The sequence below is a fragment of the Pseudomonas sp. AC242 genome (assembly GCF_979258655.1).
Genome location: NZ_OZ409873.1, coordinates 4,825,868 through 4,844,201, shown reverse-complemented (window position 1 = coordinate 4,844,201; position 18,334 = coordinate 4,825,868). Strand labels below are relative to the sequence as shown.

Annotated in this window: 18 protein-coding genes; 10 read left to right on the top strand and 8 right to left on the bottom strand. The window is 60.3% G+C overall.

Annotated features, from left to right (window positions below):
• Positions 1–40: 40 nt before the first annotated feature.
• Positions 41–676 carry a pseudouridine synthase gene (locus ACZZ0A_RS21705; RefSeq protein ID WP_095114036.1) on the top strand — a complete coding sequence of 212 codons (636 nt, stop codon included), beginning with the start codon at positions 41–43 and terminating at the stop codon, positions 674–676.
• Here ACZZ0A_RS21705 and ACZZ0A_RS21700 read toward each other — a convergent pair.
• Together ACZZ0A_RS21700 and ACZZ0A_RS21695 are read right to left on the bottom strand one after the other, a co-directional pair.
• Positions 671–880, bottom strand: a complete 210-nt coding sequence (locus ACZZ0A_RS21700) for a DUF2788 domain-containing protein (RefSeq protein ID WP_007909655.1) — start codon at positions 878–880, stop codon at positions 671–673. The genes ACZZ0A_RS21705 and ACZZ0A_RS21700 overlap by 6 nt on opposite strands.
• Before the next feature lie 280 nt (positions 881–1,160).
• Entirely contained in the window at positions 1,161–1,640 is a 480-nt protein-coding gene (locus ACZZ0A_RS21695; RefSeq protein WP_008081091.1) for an Lrp/AsnC family transcriptional regulator, read from the bottom strand.
• A 451-nt stretch (positions 1,641–2,091) separates the two neighbouring features.
• Here ACZZ0A_RS21695 and ACZZ0A_RS21690 point away from each other — a divergent pair, with 451 nt between their 5' ends.
• A complete protein-coding gene (locus tag ACZZ0A_RS21690; protein WP_463543717.1) occupies positions 2,092–3,156 on the top strand; it encodes a DUF6515 family protein in 1,065 nt (354 codons plus the stop codon).
• Here ACZZ0A_RS21690 and ACZZ0A_RS21685 read toward each other — a convergent pair.
• Together ACZZ0A_RS21685 and ACZZ0A_RS21680 are read right to left on the bottom strand one after the other, a co-directional pair.
• Positions 3,150–4,058: a cation diffusion facilitator family transporter gene (locus ACZZ0A_RS21685; RefSeq protein ID WP_123375878.1), complete on the bottom strand. Its 909-nt coding sequence runs from the start codon at positions 4,056–4,058 to the stop codon at positions 3,150–3,152. The two genes, ACZZ0A_RS21690 and ACZZ0A_RS21685, sit on opposite strands and share 7 nt — an antisense overlap.
• 12 nt (positions 4,059–4,070) lie before the next feature.
• Positions 4,071–4,490 carry a hypothetical protein gene (locus ACZZ0A_RS21680; RefSeq protein WP_007909665.1) on the bottom strand — a complete coding sequence of 140 codons (420 nt, stop codon included), beginning with the start codon at positions 4,488–4,490 and terminating at the stop codon, positions 4,071–4,073.
• Between the two features lie 364 nt (positions 4,491–4,854).
• Between ACZZ0A_RS21680 and hrpB the strand changes: the two genes are divergently transcribed.
• On the top strand, positions 4,855–7,374 hold the full coding sequence (gene hrpB, locus ACZZ0A_RS21675) for an ATP-dependent helicase HrpB (protein WP_463543716.1): 2,520 nt from the start codon (positions 4,855–4,857) through the stop codon (positions 7,372–7,374).
• A 111-nt stretch (positions 7,375–7,485) separates the two neighbouring features.
• Here the strand turns inward: hrpB and ACZZ0A_RS21670 are convergent, their stop codons facing one another.
• Complete coding sequence (locus tag ACZZ0A_RS21670; RefSeq protein ID WP_007909669.1) at positions 7,486–8,400, bottom strand: LysR family transcriptional regulator; 915 nt, start codon at positions 8,398–8,400, stop codon at positions 7,486–7,488.
• 221 nt (positions 8,401–8,621) lie between these two features.
• On the opposite strand from ACZZ0A_RS21670, the gene ACZZ0A_RS21665 reads away from it, so the two are divergent.
• The 4 genes from ACZZ0A_RS21665 (at position 8,622) to ACZZ0A_RS21650 (ending at position 13,182) form a co-directional block, all read left to right on the top strand.
• Positions 8,622–10,112, top strand: coding sequence for an aldehyde dehydrogenase (locus tag ACZZ0A_RS21665; protein WP_463543715.1), 1,491 nt, complete (start codon positions 8,622–8,624; stop codon positions 10,110–10,112).
• Positions 10,113–10,557: 445 nt separating this feature from the next.
• Positions 10,558–11,544, top strand: coding sequence for an ABC transporter substrate-binding protein (locus tag ACZZ0A_RS21660; RefSeq protein WP_123375882.1), 987 nt, complete (start codon positions 10,558–10,560; stop codon positions 11,542–11,544).
• Between the two features lie 10 nt (positions 11,545–11,554).
• Complete coding sequence (locus ACZZ0A_RS21655; protein ID WP_123375883.1) at positions 11,555–12,358, top strand: ABC transporter permease; 804 nt, start codon at positions 11,555–11,557, stop codon at positions 12,356–12,358.
• Positions 12,346–13,182, top strand: a complete 837-nt coding sequence (locus tag ACZZ0A_RS21650) for an ABC transporter ATP-binding protein (RefSeq protein WP_007909677.1) — start codon at positions 12,346–12,348, stop codon at positions 13,180–13,182. The genes ACZZ0A_RS21655 and ACZZ0A_RS21650 overlap by 13 nt, the downstream gene beginning before the upstream one ends.
• Positions 13,183–13,335: 153 nt before the next feature.
• On the opposite strand, the gene ACZZ0A_RS21645 is transcribed toward ACZZ0A_RS21650, so the two are convergent.
• The 3 genes from ACZZ0A_RS21645 to ACZZ0A_RS21635 all read right to left on the bottom strand — a co-directional run bounded on the left by ACZZ0A_RS21645 (position 13,336) and on the right by ACZZ0A_RS21635 (position 16,031).
• The gene (locus tag ACZZ0A_RS21645; protein ID WP_463543714.1) at positions 13,336–14,151 is read right to left on the bottom strand and encodes a CgeB family protein; all 816 of its coding nucleotides are present in this window, start codon (positions 14,149–14,151) and stop codon (positions 13,336–13,338) included.
• A gap of 51 nt (positions 14,152–14,202) precedes the next feature.
• Positions 14,203–15,282, bottom strand: a complete 1,080-nt coding sequence (locus tag ACZZ0A_RS21640; RefSeq protein ID WP_463543713.1) for an endonuclease/exonuclease/phosphatase family protein — start codon at positions 15,280–15,282, stop codon at positions 14,203–14,205.
• A 74-nt stretch (positions 15,283–15,356) separates the two neighbouring features.
• Complete coding sequence (locus tag ACZZ0A_RS21635; RefSeq protein ID WP_463543712.1) at positions 15,357–16,031, bottom strand: YciC family protein; 675 nt, start codon at positions 16,029–16,031, stop codon at positions 15,357–15,359.
• Between the two features lie 178 nt (positions 16,032–16,209).
• Here ACZZ0A_RS21635 and ACZZ0A_RS21630 point away from each other — a divergent pair, with 178 nt between their 5' ends.
• The 3 genes from ACZZ0A_RS21630 (at position 16,210) to ACZZ0A_RS21620 (ending at position 18,227) form a co-directional block, all read left to right on the top strand.
• Complete coding sequence (locus ACZZ0A_RS21630; RefSeq protein WP_007909684.1) at positions 16,210–16,968, top strand: DUF2076 domain-containing protein; 759 nt, start codon at positions 16,210–16,212, stop codon at positions 16,966–16,968.
• 138 nt (positions 16,969–17,106) lie between these two features.
• Positions 17,107–17,586, top strand: coding sequence for a LabA-like NYN domain-containing protein (locus ACZZ0A_RS21625; RefSeq protein ID WP_007949802.1), 480 nt, complete (start codon positions 17,107–17,109; stop codon positions 17,584–17,586).
• Positions 17,587–17,621: 35 nt separating this feature from the next.
• On the top strand, positions 17,622–18,227 hold the full coding sequence (locus ACZZ0A_RS21620; protein WP_463543711.1) for a 3'-5' exonuclease: 606 nt from the start codon (positions 17,622–17,624) through the stop codon (positions 18,225–18,227).
• Positions 18,228–18,334: the final 107 nt, after the last annotated feature.

Sequence of the window (18,334 nt, the reverse complement as noted above, 5' to 3'; positions counted from 1 at the left end):
CTAGCATTGTCAGCCTCGACCGTTAGATGTTCTTTTCGCCATGTCCCGTCCTCCACGTCCACCTTCCCGCCGCCCTGGCGCGAAGCCTCAGTCGTCTTCCCCGCGCCGTGTTGCCAAGGCACCCCCGGCCGAGCCGAAATTGATCCTGTTCAACAAACCGTTCGATGTGCTGACGCAATTCAGCGACGGCGAAGGGCGGGCGACCCTCAAGGATTTCATTGATGTGCCCGGCATTTATCCGGCCGGTCGCCTGGATCGTGACAGCGAAGGGTTGTTGCTACTGACCAACGACGGGCAGTTGCAGGCGCGCATCGCCGATCCGAAACACAAACTGGCGAAGACTTATTGGGTGCAGGTCGAAGGCGTGCCGACGGCCGAGCAGTTGCAGCGTCTGCGGGATGGTGTTGAGTTGAATGACGGCATGACCTTGCCGGCCGAAGCGCAACAACTGGACGAGCCTGAGTTGTGGCCGCGCAATCCGCCGGTGCGCTTTCGCGCGACCATACCGACTTCATGGCTGGAGCTGGTGATTCGCGAAGGGCGCAACCGTCAGGTACGGCGCATGACCGCGGCAGTCGGGTTGCCGACATTGCGGCTGGTGCGGGTGAGAATTGGCGACTGGTCGATCGAAGGGCTTGATCAGGGCCAGTGGAAGGAAGTGCCGGCGCGCTTATAGAGCGCCGGATTCGATCAGGCCGATCACCACACTCTTGATGATGAACGCGGCCACGCCCAGGCCCAGCACGAAGAACAGAATGAACGAGCCAAAGCGCCCGGCCTTGGACTTCTTCGCCAAATCCCAGACGATGAAACCCATGAAAATGATCAGGATGCTGACCAGGCCGGTCATCATCCACTCTTCTAATAATGCTGGATCCATTGGGTTTCTCCGGCGCGCATGGGGCAAAAAGGGCGCGGCGAGTATACGCCAAGGTGTGTGGGGTGGCATTGATCTGGGTCTGATCTGAAGCCTTTGCCCTCACCCTAGCCCTCTCCCGTAGGGAGAGGGGACTGACCGAGGTGTCTGGCGTCATACATCGACCTGAAAGATCGAGTCGATTATGAATTCACAGCAGAACGCTCAGGTCGGCGTACTTCTTCAGCATCTCACGGTCGGCCCCCTCTCCCTCCGGGAGAGGGCTGGGGTGAGGGGCTTTTGATCAGTTGCGCAGGTGGGTCAGCGGCAGTTCCGTGCTGTTCAACACCTGATTCAGCACAAAACTAGAGCGCACGCTGGTTACCCCTTCAATCCGCGTCAAATGCCCCAGCAACAGCTTCTGATAGTGATCCATATCCGGCACCACCACTTTCAATTGGTAATCGGCATCCACACCGGTCACCAGACTGCACTCCAACACCTGCGGCAACGTACGAATCGCCGCTTCGAAATTTTCGAAACGCTCCGGCGTATGCCGGTCCATGCCGATCAGCACATACGCCGTTAGGCTCAGCCCAAGCATCTTGCGATCGAGCAACGCCACCTGACGCGAAATATACCCGTCGTCTTCCAGTTGCTTGACCCGGCGCGAGCAAGGGGAGGGCGACAGACCGATGCGCTCGGCCAATTCCTGGTTGGAGATGCGGGCGTCGCGCTGCAATTCCGCCAAAATGCTCAGGTCGTAACGGTCGAGTTTGCTCATCAATCTGTCCTTGGTTGTAACTATTGCGGCGGATTATCTATCCAGGGTTAAAAATTGCGCAAGTGGTGTTTATTTCAGCAATCTTCGCAATCCTCTGCCGCCGTCTCAGGCCTATTCTTATCACCAGAATCACTGCTCGGTAACACAGTCCACGCGGCCCGCCCTATCCGGCCTGCCGCGGCCGCCACCCCCACCGGGGTTGTGCCGGCCCCCGAGCTGCACACTGTCCAGAAGACGGCGTGAGGTGAGCCGACGTCAAAAGCGTCGAGCCAGGACGAAGTTCTCTAGAAGGGAGGCCGACGGGTCTCCCTTTTTTCTTGCCTGCGATTTCATGCCGGACGCTCAATAAATAAGTTGCGTGACTGATAACCTGTTGCAGAACCCGGTGTGTGTAATCCCGGTCTTAGCTACAAGTCCTCTTACATTTACAGGCCCCGCAGTGAGAAAAAGCATGAATTCGCGCATTTGGCGTCTGGCCAGTGTTGGTTTGCTGTGTGTGAGTGTCAGTGTGCAAACGCTCGCCGATGAGCCACAGAATCGCGGCCCGGAGGGCGGAGGCCACGGCCAGGATCATCAGGGCAACAATCAGGGCCGTGGCGGCAACAATCAGCCGCGTCCGCAGAACAATCCATCGCAGAATCAGCCGCAACAGAATCAGCCGCGTGCGCAGAACAACGAGATCATTCGTGGCGACAACAGCCGCCAGTTCGAGCACAACGGCAACAACAATGGCCAGTGGCAGGACCGCGATCAGAATCGCCCGGCCTACAACCCCAACCCGGTACGTCAGCCGCCACCACCGCCGCAACTGCCGGCCAACAGCCTACCGATCCAGCCACGGCCCGACGCCGTACGCCAGACTCAAGAGCCGCGTCAGGGTTACTACCGCGACGAGCGTCCGCAGAACGGTTACCACAACCAGCAATGGCAGACCGGCAACCGGCCCAACGACAATCGCTGGCCGGGGCGCCCCGACGGGCATGGCAACGGTTGGGGTCCAGGCCCGCAATACCGGCCAGGACATGTGATCGACCGCTTCCCGGATCGCGATTACCGCGTGCCGTATCGTGGTCAGGATTACTTCTTTTCCGGCGGCTACTGGTATCGCCCGCAAGGCCCGCGCTACATCGTCGTGCAGCCGCCGCGCGGGATTCGCATCCAGTATTTGCCGGATTACGCCCGTGAGGTGTGGATCGGTGGTTCGCTGCTGTTCCTCGCTGCCGGTTCCTACTACGCGTATCAGGAAGCGACGCAGGATTACGTGGTGGTCGAGCCGCCGGTGCAGCAACAGCCGCAGCCGCAATCCCAAGGCTATGACGTCGAAGCGTATCCGGCCAACGGCCAGTCGCCGGAGCAGGTGCAGCAAGACGGTTATCAGTGCTACCAGTACGCGGTGCAGCAAAGCGGTTTCGATCCGCGCACCGCGACGTATCAACCGGCGCCCGAAGTGGTGCAGGCGTACCGTCAGGCGCAGGGCAATTGCCTGAGCAGTCGCGGTTATCAGGTCAGTTACTGAAGCCGGGTTTGCGCCCGCTCTGACTTGACCACTTCCTGCGGGTCGGCGTGCACCAGCACTTCGGCCCGCGGGTAGGCCTTGTGAATGGCATCGGCGGCTTGGTCGCTGATGCCGTGCGCCACTGACAGGGTCAGCTCCCCCGGCAACTCCAGGTGCAACTGCACGAACCAGTGGTTGCCGGAAATCCGCGTGCGCAAGTCATGCGCGCCCAATACGCCCGGCACACTGCACGCCAGTTCGAGCATGTGCTGACTGACATCTGTTGGCAGTTCTTCATCCATCAACACCGAAAAACTTTCCCGGGCGATCTGGATCGCACTCCACAGGATATAGGCGGCAATGCCAAGTCCGAACCACGCATCCAGTTGATGCCAGCCGAACCCGGCCAACATCAGCGCCACCAGAATACTGCCGTTGAGTAACAGATCGGATCGGTAATGCAGTGAGTCGGCACGCACGGCATTGGAACCGGTCTGCTTGATCACTCGATGCTGCAGCACCAGCAAGGCCACCGTCAGCAGCAATGAGAAAATGATCACGCCAATGCTGATCCACGGCGCGCCAAGCGGTTCCGGATGCTGGATGCGTTCATAGGCCTGAAGCGCGATCAACACCGCACTGCCGCCAATGAACAGCGCCTGCGCCATGCCCGCCAGCGATTCCGCCTTGCCGTGACCATAACGGTGATCGTCATCGGCCGGGCGCAGCGCGTAATGCACCGCCAGCAGATTGAGTAGCGAAGTGACGCCATCCAGCGCCGAGTCGGTGAGGCCGGCGAGCATGCTCACCGAACCGCTGAGCCACCAGGCGATGGCTTTAGCGATGATCAGCGTGCACGCCACCGCCACCGAGGCGCGGGTCGCCAGCCGTAGCAGGCGGGCGTGTTCGGGGCTGGATGTCATTTAACTTCCTTTTTAAGCGGCGGGTTGCAGGCCGAACATCGCCAGTTGTTGAGTGCTGCCCTTGTGTTGAATCAGGCGCGGGTCATCCAGTGGGAAATCTCGGCCCAACTCGCTTTCGAGAATAGCCTGCAACTTGTGATTATCGACTTGACCGTCCGGACCGATGGCTTGCTTGAGCTTGGCCGGATCGATCTGCGCGGTGTGGCCCGGTTCGAAGTAGATCGCGCCGGTGGCGAAGTCGACGGCAAACGCGATCAGCCCGGGAATGACGTAGAACAGCAGGCCCACGGCGTCGAGCACGGCAATCGCCGGGTCGATCTTGCCGTCGATCTGACCGCGCCGGTCCGGGTAGAAAATCGAACCGCACGCGGTGATTTGCGTGAGCAGGGTGGCGACCAGTACACCGCCGATCAGGCGAAAAGGTAAGCGCATGGGGAAATCTCCTGATTGATCTAAGAACGAAGCGTCGTCGTGTGAAGTTAAGACCCTGACGAACGCCCGCCAGTTCGCCGTTATACTCGGGCCTGGCAGGGCATGCCCACAGTAAATTGCGGCCTCGTCTCACCCCTACCGAAATATGTTGAGGATTGAAGTTGTTTTCTCCAGATCGACACCGCGTGAAGGCTGATGAATCCTGTCGGGGTTCGGCCCTCCGGGCTAAAGCTGTGAGCGCGCCATGCTGCGTTGCGGGACTTGGCAAGGAAACGACCCTTACCTGCGTCCCGCGCCTTGCCTGGCACGCTCACAGCTTTAACGCGACTCGCAATTTACTGTGGGCACGCCCTGAGGAGCCAGCATGAATTCTTTGCCAATCGATGAAGTTTTACCCGCCCTGCGTGAAGCCTTGGCGACGCGCCACGAAGCCGTGCTCGAAGCACCGCCCGGTGCCGGTAAAACCACCCGTGTGCCCTTGGCCTTGCTCAATGAAGCGTGGCTGGCCGGGCAGACCATTCTGATGCTCGAGCCGCGCCGTCTCGCCGCGCGTGCGGCGGCAGAACGTCTGGCCAGTGAGCTGGGCGAGAAGGTCGGTGAAACCGTCGGTTATCGCATCCGTCTCGACAGCAAGGTCGGCCCCGATACGCGTATCGAAGTGGTCACCGAAGGCATTCTCACCCGGCGTCTGCAGGATGACCCGGCGCTGGAAGGCGTGGGTCTGCTGATCTTTGACGAATTTCACGAACGCAGCCTCGACGCCGATCTGGCGCTGGCCTTGAGTCTGAACGGTCGCGAGCTGTTTCGAGCTGAACAGCCGCTGAAGATTTTGCTGATGTCGGCCACGCTCGAAGGTGAACGTCTGTCCGGGTTGCTGGATGATGCGCCGATCCTGCGCAGCGAAGGCCGCATGTATCCGGTGACGATGCGCTGGGGCCGTCCGTTTCAGCCCGGCGAATACATTGATCAACGCGTCACCCAAACCGTGCTTGAAGCGCTGCACGACGAAACCGGCAGCCTGTTGGTGTTTCTGCCGGGGCAGGCCGAGATTCGTCGCGTCCACCAGCAATTGGCCGATGCCATCGGCTCACGCAGCGATGTATTGCTGTGTCCGTTGCACGGTGAACTCGACCTCAATGCGCAACGTGCGGCGATCGATCCGGCGCCGGCCGGGCAGCGCAAAGTGGTGCTGGCGACCAATATCGCCGAGACCAGTCTGACCATCAACGGTGTGCGCGTAGTCATCGACGCCGGGCTGGCGCGGGTGCCGCGTTTCGATCCCGGCAGCGGCATGACGCGTCTCGATACCCAGCGGATTTCCAAGGCCAGTGCCACTCAGCGCGCGGGCCGGGCGGGGCGACTGGAACCGGGTGTTTGTTATCGCTTGTGGTCGCAGGATCAGCACGAACAATTGGCAGCGTATGGCAGCGCAGAAATTCTTTCGGCGGATCTTGCCAGCCTCGCCCTGCAACTGGGGCGCTGGGGCGTGACGCCGGGCGAACTGGTCTGGCTGGATGTCCCGCCAGCGGCAGCTTATGCGCAGGCGCAGGATTTGTTGCAAAGGCTTGGCGCGCTGGAAGGTGAGGCGCTGACCGCTCATGGTCAGGCCATGGCTGAGTTGCCGGCGCATCCACGCATCGGCCATTTGCTGCTGCGGGGGCAAGCGTTGGGTCTGGCCAACATGGCGTGCGATGTCGCCGCGTTGCTCGGCGAGCGCGATATCTTGCGTGGCGCCGGGGCCGATCTGCACAGTCGGCTGGTACTGCTCTCGGGTGAAGAACGTGCGGCTCGAGGTGCGCAGGGTGGTGTGCAGCGCGCCAAGCAACTGGCGCGGCAATATCGCGGTTACTTGCGCGGCAAGGCCAGCGAGCCGGTCAGCGATCCCGACCATCCGCGTTGGCTCGGCGCCTTGCTGGCGCTGGCGTATCCGGATCGCGTCGCGCAACAGCGGCGTGCCGGTGGCGCCGAATATCGCCTAGCCAATGGTCGTGCGGCGCTATTCGCCGAAGCCGACAGCCTGATGAAAGAGCCGTGGATCGTCATTGCCGACCTCGGCAGCCGTCAGGGCCAGCGTGAAGAACGGATTTATCTGGCGGCGGATTTCGATCCGGCGCTGTTCGATTCAGTGCTCGCCGAACAGGTACGCAACGTCGATCAACTGGACTGGGACGAGCGCGAAGGCGTGTTGCGCGCCGAGCGTCAGCGCAAGGTCGGCGAGCTGATTCTCAGCCGTGAGCCGTTGACCGGTCTCGATGAAAATGCGCGCAGTCAGGCGCTGGTCAATCTGGTGCGGCGCAAGGGGCTGGAGCTGCTGCCGTGGACGCCGGAGCTGCGCCAGTGGCAGGCGCGCGTGGCGTTGTTGCGGCAGTTGGAATTGAACAATCAGGACGACAGTCAATGGCCGGATGTCAGCGATGCGACGTTGCTCGATACCCTCGAAGACTGGCTGATGCCGTATCTGGGCAAGGTCTCGCGACTCAGTCATTTTGCCAATCTCGATCTGTCGAGCATCGTCCGCAATCTGCTGCCATGGCCGCTGCCGCAAAAGCTCGATGAGCTGGCGCCGCATCATCTGAGTGTGCCGTCGGGGTCGTCGATTCGTCTGGACTACAGCGAGTTTCCGCCGATTCTGGCTGTGCGTTTGCAGGAGTTGTTCGGGCTGGCGGATACGCCGCGCATTGCCGGCGGGCGGCAGGTGGTCAAGTTACATCTGCTGTCGCCGGCGCGGCGGCCGGTGCAGGTGACGCAGGATTTGGCCAACTTCTGGCGCAGCACCTATGCCGAGGTGAAGAAGGATTTGAAGGGCCGCTATCCGAAGCACTATTGGCCGGATGATCCGCTGGTGGCCGAAGCGACCGCGCGAGCCAAACCGCGCGGGACCTGAAGAGCAAAAGATCGCAGCCTTCGGCAGCTCCTACCGAATTGAAGTCGGCCACAGAATGACGGTACGACACCGACAAACTGTAGGAGCTGCCGCAGGCTGCGATCTTTGCTGTTAAAGGTGAGTCTTTGCGGTCAGTTGTTCGCGGCAATAATCGGCGAACAACTGCGCCGGTTTGGTCAGTTGCCCGCGCTTGAGCCATGCCGCGACCAAACCCGAACCGGTGACATCTTCGACGATGTCCACGCACACGACTTTCTTGCCGTCGTAGGTGCATTCCGAATGCGGTTTGGTCACCAGAATCGAAAAGCCGAAACCCTGGCCGACCATCCCGCGTACCATTTCAATCGACGGCGAGCTGAACTCGATGCGCGGCGTCAGCCCCAGTTCTTCAAACAGGCTGACGAAGTAAGTCCGGCTCGGCTGCACGTCGAGCAGGATCATCGGATCCAGACACAGATCGCGCAGCGACACTTGTTTGTATTGGGCAAAACGGTGGTCGGCGGGCAACAGCGCATACGGGCGTTGCGCCGGCATCAGCGGTTCGGTCTGGATGGTCGCGTCGAGTTCGTGTTCATAAAGAATCACCAGATCGAACGTGCCTGACGTCAGGCCTTGCACCAGCTCTTGCTGTTCACCGTCGCGAATGCGGATTTTCACGCCCGGATACAACGCCGAGAACCCGGCGATCAACTGCGGCAGGTACAACGGCGCGACCGTTTCGAAACAACCAATATCGATCTGCCCGGCGATCACGTCGTTGTCGGCGAGGGCGTTCTGTTCGAACTCCTTGGCCATGCGCAGCAACTCTTGAGCCTTGCGAAAAAACCGCGCACCGCTTGGCGTCAGTGACACACCTTGGGCGTGATGACGGATCAGCAGTTGCACACCGAAGCTGTCTTCCAGTCCTTTGATCGCGGTGGAAATCGCCGGCTGCGCGATGTACAGCTTGCGTGAAGCCTCGGCAACGCTGCCGCATTCGACGGTGGTGATGAAATACTTCAGCTGACGCAAATTGTAGGCGGCCACGGCAAACCTCAGGACGAGCGGACTCGACTTCAAAGCAATTTGTGCGCCGCCACGTCCATTGCACGACGATGTTTTTATCCTTCAACCATAGCCACCTGTGCAGCGTTTGGGGGAAGTCATTGCCCAGTGTTTTTATTGCCTGCGAAGACATTTTTACTATTTTTAGCCCGTGCGGGCCTGAGCGACCATCGAGGCACAATAACGTCTCAGGAGCATCCGTCGTGTTCGAGCTTGCAGAGTGGCAGCGCCGCGCCGTTGCATTGAAGTTTCCCGATCAGGCCGTGATCGACGGCAAACATTGCGCTGCGCAATCGGGGCAGACCTTTGCCGCGATCAACCCGGCGACCGGGCAATGCCTGGCGAATGTCGCTGCGTGTGGCGAGGCGGATGTCGACGTCGCAGTGCGCAATGCGCGGCAAGTGTTTGAGGCCGGTACGTGGTCGCAACGATCTCCAGCCGAGCGCAAGCAAGTGCTGCTGCGCTTGGCTGATCTGCTGATGAGTCATCGCGAAGAGCTGGCCTTGCTTGACTCGCTGAACATGGGCAAACCGGTGATGGACGCTTACAACATCGACGTGCCGGGCGCCGCCGGGGTGTTTCGCTGGTACGCCGAAAGCATCGACAAACTTTACGATCAGGTCGCGCCCAGTGCGCCGAATGTGCTGGCGACCATCACCCGTGAAGCACTCGGTGTAGTCGCTGCTGTGGTGCCGTGGAATTTCCCATTGGACATGGCCGCGTGGAAACTCGCCCCGGCGCTGGCGGCGGGCAATTCGGTGATTTTAAAACCGGCCGAGCAATCGCCGTTTTCGGCCTTGCGTCTGGCTGAGCTGGCGCTGGAAGCGGGGCTGCCAGCGGGTGCGTTGAACGTGTTGCCGGGGCTTGGCGAACAGACCGGCAAGGCGTTGGGTTTGCACGCGGATATCGATTGTCTGGTGTTCACCGGCTCGACCCTGGTCGGCAAATATTTCATGCAGTATTCCGCGCAATCGAACCTCAAACAGGTGTGGCTGGAATGCGGTGGCAAGAGCGCCAATCTGGTGTTCGCCGATTGTCAGGATCTGGATCTGGCGGCGGAGAAAGCGGCGTTCGGGATCTTCTTCAATCAGGGCGAAGTCTGCTCGGCCAATTCGCGCTTGCTGGTGGAGCGTTCGATTCATGATGAGTTCGTTGAACGGCTGAAAGCACAGGCTGAACGGTGGTTACCCGGTGATCCGCTGGATCCGCAGAGCAGCGCTGGCGCCATCGTTGATCACAGGCAGACGGCGGGCATCATGCGCTTCATTCGCAACGCCGAGCAGTCGGGGGCGACCCGGGTTTGTGGCGGTGGGCAGCGGCGCTTGAATGGCTCTGACAACTTCATTGAACCGACGATTTTCACCGGTATAACCGCCGACATGCCGCTGTTTCGCGAAGAGGTATTCGGGCCAGTGCTGGCGGTGATGCCGTTCGATGATGAGGCCGAGGCTATTCGGCTGGCCAATGACAGTGTGTATGGACTGGCGGCGTCGTTGTGGACCGATGACCTCAACCGCGCGCATCGTGTGGCGCGGCAGTTGCGAGCGGGTACGGTGTCGGTCAACACGGTGGATGCGCTGGATGTGACGGTGCCTTTCGGCGGCGGCAAGCAATCGGGCTTTGGCCGCGATTTGTCGCTGCACTCGTTCGACAAATACACCCAGTTGAAAACCACCTGGTTCCAGTTGCGCTGAGACCGAGTTGCCCCCTTCGCGAGCTTGCTCGCGAATGCGGTGGGTCAGCAGCATGGATATTGACTGCTTCGGCACCATCGCTGGCAAGCCAGCTCCCACAGGTTTCAGCGTTGTTCACACAATCCAGGCACATCCACGATCCCTGTGGGAGCTGGCTTGCCAGCGATAGCATTCTCCCCGCCGCCGAAAATCCCCAATCTGCACCCACCTCGCGCATCCCCGCAATCCCCGCCCTTTAGCAGTGCGCACTACCCAGTTTTTTCATCATTTACAGCCAACAATTTCCTGATTTTCCTCACCGCGCACATGGGCCACCATCGATCTTGCCCGCCAGCCGAATGTTGTCCGCCCAAACGTCCGCGAGAGACCCATGGCAGCAACTGCACAACGGCCGGCGACCGTACTGCCCATGACAAAACTAAATCAACAGCGTCGGGAGTGCTCCATGATCAAGTCCTTGTGTATTCGTCTCACTCACCCTCTGGCAATCACTGCCCTGGCCGCCACGGTTGCGACCAGCGCCCAGGCCGGGACCCTGTCCATCGGCCACACCACGTGGGTCGGCTACGGCACCCTCTATCTGGCTCAGGACCTGGGCTACTTCAAGGAAAACGGTCTGACCGTCGAATTGCCGGTGGTCGAAGAGGCGTCGATGTACATGGCCGCGCAGGCGTCCGGGCAACTGTCCGGCTCGGCGTCGACCATCGATGAAGTGCTCAAATACCGCCCGCAGTTCTGCTTCAAAGCAGTCGCGGCGCTGGATGACAGCCATGGCGGCGATGGCGTGCTGGTCGGCAAGGATGTGAAAAGCCTGCAAGAGCTCAAGGGCAAATCCGTGGCCGTCAACGAAGGTTCGACCTCGCAGTTCTGGCTCTCCTATTTGCTGAAAAAGAACGGCATGAAGATGAGCGACATCACCGTGCAGAACATGACCGCAGATGATGCCGCCACCGCGTTCATCGCCGGTCGCGTGCCCGCTGCCGTGACCTGGGAGCCGCACCTGTCGATGGTGCGCGACAAGCAGCAGGGCAAAGTGCTGATCGACAGCAGCAGCACCCCCGGCGTGATCGTCGATGTGGTCGCGCTCAATTGCAGCGTTATCGAGAAGCAGCCGGAAGACGTCAAGGCTTTGGTCGCCGGGTTGTACAAAGCCGTGCAATACACCAAGGATCATCCGGAAGACGCTTACAAAATCATGGCCAAAGGTGTCGGCGGTTACCTGTCCGATCCGAAGGAACTGGCCGCCGCCGCGCAAGGCGTGCGTTTCTACGATCAAGCCATGAGCGAGAAGCTCTTGGGCTCACCGGGCAAACCGGGTGACAGCGCAGCGCTGATCAAACTGGCCAACGAAACCGCCAGCGAATTGCAGGGCAAACCTTACAACGTCAGCAACGACGAGCTGGTCGACAACCGTTTCGTCAGCCCGCTCTAGGAGGTGTGCAATGTTCAAGCGCAATTCGTGGCTGAGCCGCAGCCTCACGCCAAAAACCGCGTTGCCGGTGCAAGTGGTGTGGAGCGCCAGCGCTCTGGCCTGGGTGTTGTTGGTCGGCCTGTGGGCCGGGCTGTCTTACGGCGGCATCGTCCCAGGGATGTTTTTGCCGACGCCGGGCGCGGTGGTTGAAGCCGCCGTGCGCCTGGGCCGCGACGGCACACTCGGCACACATGTGTGGGCGAGTGTCGAAGTGGTGATGGTCGGCTTCATTGTGTCGTCGTTGGTGGCGGTGCCGTTGGGGTTGCTGATGGGCAGCTTCCGTATCGTTCAGGCGTTCCTTGAACCGCTGGTGAACTTCATTCGTTACCTGCCGGTGACCTCGTTTGTGCCGCTGTTCATCTTGTGGATCGGCATCGGTCTGGAGCAGCGCGTGTCGGTGATTATCTTCGGTGTGTTCTTTCAGCAGTTGGTGATGATCGCCGACGTCTCGAAAGGCATTTCCAAGGACCTGATCAACGCCTCCTACACCTTGGGTTCCAGTCGCCGCGATGCGGTGTTGCATGTGATCGCGCCGGCCTCGGTGCCGGGCGTGCTCGATACCCTACGGGTAACTATGGGCTGGGCCTGGACGTATCTGGTGGTGGCTGAACTGGTCGCCGCGTCCAGCGGTTTGGGTTACCTGAGCCTGAAGGCCATGCGCGGTTTTCAGGTCGACGTGATTTTCCTCGCCATCGCGATCATCGGCCTGCTCGGTCTGGTCACCGATCAACTGTTCCGTTTTCTCCGCCTGAGGGTTGCCGCATGGGCTCAGTGACTGCTGCCAATCATCGTTTTATCGAACCCGTTGCGACCCCGGCACAAGCCGCGCCGCGCTTGCAGGTGGACAAGGTCAGCCTGCGTTACAGGAAACCTGACGGCGGCACGTTTACCGCGCTGGAAGAAGTTTCGTTCGAGGTGCCGGATCAGCAGTTTGCCGTGCTGGTCGGGCCATCGGGTTGTGGCAAGTCGAGCCTGTTGTACCTGACCGCCGGTCTGGCTGAGCCGACCTCCGGTGAGATCTACGTCGGCGGCCAGCAAGTGCAAGGCCCCGGTGCGGATCGCGGCATGGTCTTTCAGAGTTACACGCTGTTCCCGTGGCTGACCGTGCGGCAGAACGTCGAGTTCGGCCTCAAACGCCGCGGCATGCCGGCGGCGCGGCGCAAGGAGATCGTCGATTATTACGTCAACGAAGTCGGCCTCGGCGGGTTCGCCGACAACTACGCCAAGCAACTGTCGGGCGGGATGATGCAGCGCGTGGCGATCGCCCGCGCGCTGGCCAATGATCCGCAGATTCTACTGATGGACGAACCGTTCGGTGCGCTCGATAGCCAGACACGTCTGCAGATGCAGCAGTTGTTGCTGCGGGTGTGGGGCAACAGCAAGAAGACCGTGTTGTTCGTCACCCATGACATCGACGAAGCCATTCTGCTCGGCGATCGGGTCTATGTGATGGGCGCGAAACCGGGGCGGATCAAGCAGATTCTCGACGTGCCAATCGAACGTCCGCGCTCGCTCGACATGGTCATGGAGCGCTCGTTCATTGACATGAAGCGGCAGATCTTCGGGTTGCTGCATGATGACCTGGAAGAAGTGCATTGATCCAACGGTCATGTCACCTGGCCATTGTGGGGCAGCCGGCGATGTGATTTCACTGCTGGGCAAACACGGTTTTGACCCAGCCCTGCAGGGTGTATTGCTGGTAGATGTGTTCAGGCACATCGACATACGGATCAGTAATGAACCGTTCAGGAATCACCGGGTTGGCCTCATCAATGACCAGGATGTTCGCCGGGTTGTAAAAGTCATAGTCGACCACGCTCTTGTTGGTGGTGATGACTTTTTTCGTGAAGCCATGGCTTCAAAGAAACGGAAGCTCAACCCGGCCTGGCCAGGCTTGGAAATGTCCAGAATGATGCGCGAGCGCTTTACCAGTTCGCCAACAGACGCCAGTGACATTCTCTGCTCGAAGAACGTGATACCCGGATGCGCGCCCGGGATCGGTTTGCACTGCACCAGAAACTTGTAATCGGTCACCCCGAGACGATCGAATGCCTGCGCCAGGCCTTCAAGTGCCGGCACCCGATCCTTGCCCGCCATTACCACAAACGCCGAGTATTCACCGGGTTCGCCGTCTGCGGTGTAGTCGTCGTAAATGAAGTTGTGGAGCTTTTTCAGGCCGTAGCTTTCAGCATTCTGCGGGTCGAAAGAAAACACCTCGTCATAACCGGCAAGTTCTTCCCGGGTCATCGGCCAGCGACTGAAACTGTCGTAGAGGTAGGCGATCTTGCGCTCGCTGGCATTGAGGCCGGCGGTCAGTTGCTTGGGCTCGATTTGCGCCGGGTTGATGATCAACGCAACGTCAAAGCGCCCTGAGGCACCGATACTCTTCTTGAACTGGCGTAACTGCGCCCAGCGTTTAAGCGGGCGGCGCAGGATCTTCGGCGCTCGATCAAAGCTGTTCTGCATCGCTGACGTATCGATGAAACACACGTCATTGTCGATCATCAGGTAGTCCGCCAGTTTGCGCGCGTAACCACCAATGTCCTTGCACACCAATAAGATTTTCATGAGATTCCATATCGTCAATTCGGGCGACGGGTCGATGTTCCTCGGCCCTGCCTAGGGCGCCGCCGGCAGCAGGAAGCGCGCAATCATCGGCAGATGATCGGAGATGCGCAGCGTATCGTCCTGGCGCACCCTCGCTTCCACCCGTTTGATCTTCGGGCTGTAAAACAGATAGTCGACCGTGCGATCCGGGCCATTCAGGCCGGGGTCGTTGGGGTAGTGGGTCAGCCACTGCGCACGGTCGATGCCGCTGGCTTCGTTGTTGGTCGGGATCATCGGGTACTTGTCCCACAGCAGATGCAGTTCGCTGTCGGCGGAGTAGGGCGTGCGCTGCTCGGCAGGCAGGCGGCGGAACTGGCCGAGCGGCAGCAGATTGAAATCGCCACCGATCAACCATGGCAGGCCCTGACTTTCGTACTTGTCGAGCACTTTGGCCACGGCGCTCACTTGCGCCTGCAACGTGTCATCGGGCTGGCTGGCACGCTCCAGATGGGTATTGAAAACGGTCAGTTGCCCACCATCGCTCAGGGGCAGTTTGGTCGCGAGCAGGGCGTCTTTTGGCTGGAATTGACGGCTGATGAAATTGGCCGCAGCAACCGGCAATTGCAGGCGTTCGGCGTGTTCGATGCGATAGCGGCTCAGGGTTGCCAGTTGCCGGCCGACGCTGCCGAAAATGTGTCGATCAGGGACGAAATCGGCTTTCCAGTCGAATGCGCTGGCGCTGCACGGGTACAGGTCGGCGACGCGTTCCTGCAACAGTTTTAGCTGGTTCTGATAATCGCTGGCCTTGGCGCCGTCATCGAGCTCCTGCAACAGCACCACATCGGGCTGCTCGTCGCGGATCACCCGCGCCACTTCGTCGAGGCTGAAGGCCATGTCTTCCTGTGTCGGCGCTTCATCGTTGCCCTGGGCCAGATCATTCCAGAACACGTAACGCTTGCCGGCCAGATACTGCACGTTCCAGGTCATGACTTTCAGCGCCTGGCCCGGCACCAGCGTCGGTGGCGTTCCCGTGCAACTGACTGGCAGGGTTTCGCGGGCGTCCGGGCGCCAGGTCAGGCTGAAGATCAGCGCGCCAATCAGCACAAGGGCGAGCACAGAAAGAAACAGGGTGTAGCGCAGTAGACGGGTCATGGCTCGGCTTATAGCGTTACAGAAAGTGGCCCGAGCATACCTGACGGCCGTCTCGAAGCCCAAGCGCAGTGCTGTCAGACCACTCTGTCGCGTTTGTCAGGCAATTCGCTGATCAGCATGAACAGGCGGAACAACACCACGCTGGTGAACAGTTGCAGGAAGCTGTGAGCACTGTCGATCAGTACGGCAATCAGCGGATTCTGCGGCTCGGGGTACACCGCCAATGTCGCGCCTTTGAGCAACCACAGTGGCGTCATCACAAAGAGAATGCACAGCAGGATCCGCCAGAAGTGTCCACGGGTCAGGCGCAGGCTTTCTTTCATCGCCTGCAAAGGCCCCATGCCGCGCAGCACCAACAGGTATTCGCCGAACGCGAGCATGACCATCAGCATCAGGCCTGGCAGGAAATACAGCGACAGGCCCAACAGAATCAGCAAGGTATTGAGCGCCGTGAGCAACGCGAAGCGCGGCCACAGAGTGGCGGCCATTGCCAGCAGGTCACGGTTGCGCGGCGCTTCGCCACGGCTGCGCGCATCGAGGAACAGGATCAGCGCTGCGGTGTACAGCGGATACACCAGCAGACCGACGACGATACTGATGGCCGAGATATTTTCCGGCCCGCTGGCGCGATCGACCACTTGTTGTAAAAACGCTTCGAAAATCACCAGCGGCAGGCACAACCGTACGATGCTGCCCAAATGGCGTTTAAAAAAATACAGAGAGTCGCGCAGCACTTCGAGGGCATTCATCAGTCGGTATCGCAGGTCGAAAACAGTGGCTCACTTTAACCGATGATGGCTGGCGCGACACAAACGTAAACATTCGGTAAAGGTCATTGAAACGTTTTGTCACCGTCTCCATTACAGGAGAGCACCTCGGCCAATGTGGACGAGGGCAATGTTATCCCCGGCAATCTACGAGGTCGCCATGAACAGCGAAGAGCAAACCCTGATCGATGGACTGTTTTCCCGGCTGCAACAGGCCGAAACGGAGGCAGCCCCGCGCGATGCCCAGGCTGAGGCGCGGATCAAGGAACACCTGACCCGCCAGCCAGCGGCAGGTTATTTCATGACCCAGGCGATTCTGGTGCAAGAGGCGGCGCTCAAAAGCCTCGATGAGCAGAACAAGCAACTGACTCAACAGGTCCAGCAGTTGCAGGCTGAACTGCAATCGGCCAAAGCGCAGAGTGCCGCACCGGCGCCGAGCGGTGGTGGCGGTTTCCTGTCGAGCATTTTTGGTGGCAGCCCGCGTCCGGCGCCGACCCAGAGCGCCGCCCCGGCGTCCACTGGCGGTTGGCGTGAGCCGGCACCGCAGCAGAACTTCGGTGCTCCTGCGCCACAACAGAACTTCGGCGCAGCGCCGCCTAACTATGCGCAGCAAGCCGCTCCGGCGGCCGGCAGCAGCTTCCTCGGCGGCGCCTTGAAAACCGCCGCCGGTGTGGCCGGTGGCGTGATGCTGGCGCAGGGCATCAGCAGCTTGTTCCATCACAATCAGCAACCGGAAGAAATCGTTGAAGTGATCAAGGAAGAGCCGGCGCAGGTCGCCGACCAGAGCAGCAACGGCTGGGGCGATGATCAGCGTGTGGCCGATAACGGCTTCTCAGGCAATGACCAGGGCGGCTTCACCGACACCGACTACGGCAACGACAATTCCTCGTTCTTTGATGACGACGATTCCTTCGTCTGACTCACCATTCGTCCGGAGCCCTTGAGGGCTCCGGGCCGATTATTCGCGGAACCCTCCTGATGGCTGGCATACTGAGCGCCTTTTTCGGGCCTGGCGCCTGATCCCGCTTCGTGCGCTTGCGCGCCCACAGGAACTCCGGTGAAAAAAATCGCAGTGTTCGCCGACGTGCAGAACCTCTACTACACCGTGCGTCAGGCCTATGGTTGTCACTTCAACTACGCCGCATTGTGGGCAGACATCAGCAAGGACGGACAGATCGTCGAGGCCTACGCCTACGCGATCGACCGTGGCGACAGCAAGCAGCAGCAGTTCCAGCAGATCCTGCGCAACCTCGGCTTCACCGTGAAACTCAAACCTTACATCCAGCGCAGCGACGGCTCGGCCAAGGGCGACTGGGACGTGGGCATCACCCTCGACATCATGGACGCCGCCGACCACGTCGACGAAATTGTCCTGGCCTCCGGTGACGGTGATTTCGACATGCTGCTCGAACGCATTATCAGCAAACACGGCGTGCAGGCAGTCGCCTATGGCGTGCCCGGCCTGACGGCCAACTCGCTGATCCGCGCCGCCAGCCGTTACGTACCGATCGAAGGCGCGCTGCTGTTAAAAAATTAAGCTGAAGAATTGATTTGTACGGAGTTGAACCCGGTTTGGAACGCATTGCAGTCATCGACTTTGAAACCACCGGCCTGTCGCCGAACAGCAACTGCCGCGCCACGGAAATCGCCGTGGTCATGCTGGAGAACGGCCGCATCGTCGAGCGTTACCAGAGCCTGATGAACGCCGGCGTCCGCGTTCCGGCGTTTATCGAGCAACTGACCGGCATCAGCAACGCCATGCTGCGCACCGCGCCGCCGGCGGAGCGGGTGATGGAAGAGGTCAATGAGTTTGTCGGCTGCACGCCGCTGGTAGCGCACAACGCATCCTTCGACCAGAAGTTCTGGGATTTTGAGTTGGGACGGATCAAACGCACGCGGTTGCAGAACTTTGCCTGTTCGTTGCTGCTGGCCCGGCGTCTGATGCCGGCGGCGCCGAACCACAAGCTCGGTACGCTCACCACGGTTGCGCGTTTGCCGCACACAGGCCAGGCTCACCGGGCCATGGCCGATGCCGAGATGGCGGCCAATCTGATGGCGCATCTGGCTGATGAGTTGCGTCACAAGCACGGCGTCAGCGAGCTATCGCATGACCTGCTGTGCAAGTTGCAGAAAGTCCCTGCCGCCAAAGTCAGCGAGCACCTGCAGCGCTATCGCTGATCCCAAGCCCAACACAGACCCCCTGTAGGAGTGAGCCTGCTCGCGATGACGGTGTGTCAGTCAACATTCGTTTCGACTGACGCGCCGCTATCGCGAGCAGGCTCACT